Annotated in this window: 1 protein-coding gene; it reads left to right on the top strand. The window is 61.2% G+C overall.

Going from position 1 to position 1589, the window contains the following annotated elements:
- The first annotated feature begins 203 nt into the window (after positions 1-203).
- Positions 204-1514, top strand: a complete 1311-nt coding sequence (locus ACXRVY_RS28195; protein WP_223463082.1) for an MFS transporter — start codon at positions 204-206, stop codon at positions 1512-1514.
- The last annotated feature ends 75 nt before the right edge of the window (positions 1515-1589 follow it).

The raw sequence follows: 1589 nt of genomic DNA, 5'->3' as shown, positions 1-1589 counted from the left end.
GTCCTGGGCCAGGTCGTGATCGAGTTCGAACATGCATGTGATCCTTGAAGACGGTGATGGAACGGGTTGTTCACCCGCACAGGCCTTGGTAACAAACCCTGTGCTCAGGCACAAAGACAGCCACCCTGAGGGTGGTCGAGACTCTCTTGGCGATCAACGTTACCCTTTGCATCGCAAAAAATCATAATAAAGAGAGAGCCGCCATGACACAGAGCGCCATAGCGTCCGACGCCATCGCTGACGACAAAAACGCCGTCTACAAGCGCATCACCCTGCGTTTGATCCCCTTCATTTTCATCTGCTACCTGTTCAACTACCTCGACCGGGTAAACGTTGGATTTGCCAAACTGCAGATGCTCGACGCGCTGAAGTTCAGCGAAACCGTGTACGGCCTCGGTGCCGGCATCTTCTTTATCGGTTATGTGCTGTGCGGTGTGCCAAGCAACCTGGCCCTGACCAAATTCGGCCCGCGACGCTGGATCGCGCTGATGATGATCACCTGGGGCACGCTGTCGACCTGCCTGCTGTTCGTCACCACCCCGACCGAGTTCTACACCTTGCGCCTGTTCACCGGCGCTGCCGAAGCCGGGTTCTTCCCCGGTGTTGTGCTCTATCTCTCGCAGTGGTTCCCGACCTTCCGCCGTGGCCGCATCATGGCGCTGTTCATGTCGGCGATCCCGGTGTCCGGCCTGCTCGGCAGCCCGTTCTCCGGCTGGATTCTCAACCACTTCGGCGCAGGCCAGGGCGGTCTCGCCGGCTGGCAATGGATGTTCCTGCTACAAGGCATTCCGACCGTGATCCTCGGTGCGCTGGCTTATTTCCTGCTCAGCGACAGCTACGCCAACGCCAAGTGGCTGACCCCGTTCGAGCGCTCGGTGCTGGAAGCCGACCACGCCGAAGATCTGGCGAACAAGCCGAAAACCACCACCGACTCACTGCTGGCGGTGTTCAAGAACCCGGCGATCTGGGCCTTCGGCCTGATCTACTTCTGCATCCAGAGTGGCGTCTACGCGATCAACTTCTGGTTGCCGTCGATCATCAAGAACCTGGGCTTCAGCGATAACCTGGTGATCGGCTGGTTGAGCGCGATTCCGTACCTGCTGGCCGCCGTTTTCATGCTGATGGTCGGCCGTTCGGCGGACCTGCGCAAAGAACGCCGCTGGCATTTGGTGGTGCCGATGTTGATGGGCGCGCTGGGGCTGCTGATTGCGGTGAACTTCGCCGCCAACCCGGCCATCGCGATTCTCGGCCTGAGCATCGCCACCATGGGCGCCCTCACCGGCCTGCCGATGTTCTGGCCGGTGCCGACCGCCCTGCTCAGTGCCGGCGCCGCCGCGGGCGGCCTGGCGCTGATCAACTCCATGGGACAGATGGCCGGCTTCCTCAGCCCGTACCTGGTGGGTTGGGTCAAGGACAGCACCGGTTCGACCGATGCGGCGCTGTACCTGCTGGCGGGCGTGATTGTCTGCGGCAGTCTGTTGGCGCTGCGCATGACCCGTACCCTGCGCGCCTGACCACCACCTGACCACTGTAGGAGCGAGCCTGCTCGCGATGGACGTCAACGATAACGCGTGTTTTCTGAATGCACG

The sequence above is a fragment of the Pseudomonas sp. P5_A2_2 genome, from assembly GCF_054177685.1.
This window is presented reverse-complemented; position numbering and strand designations above follow the sequence as displayed.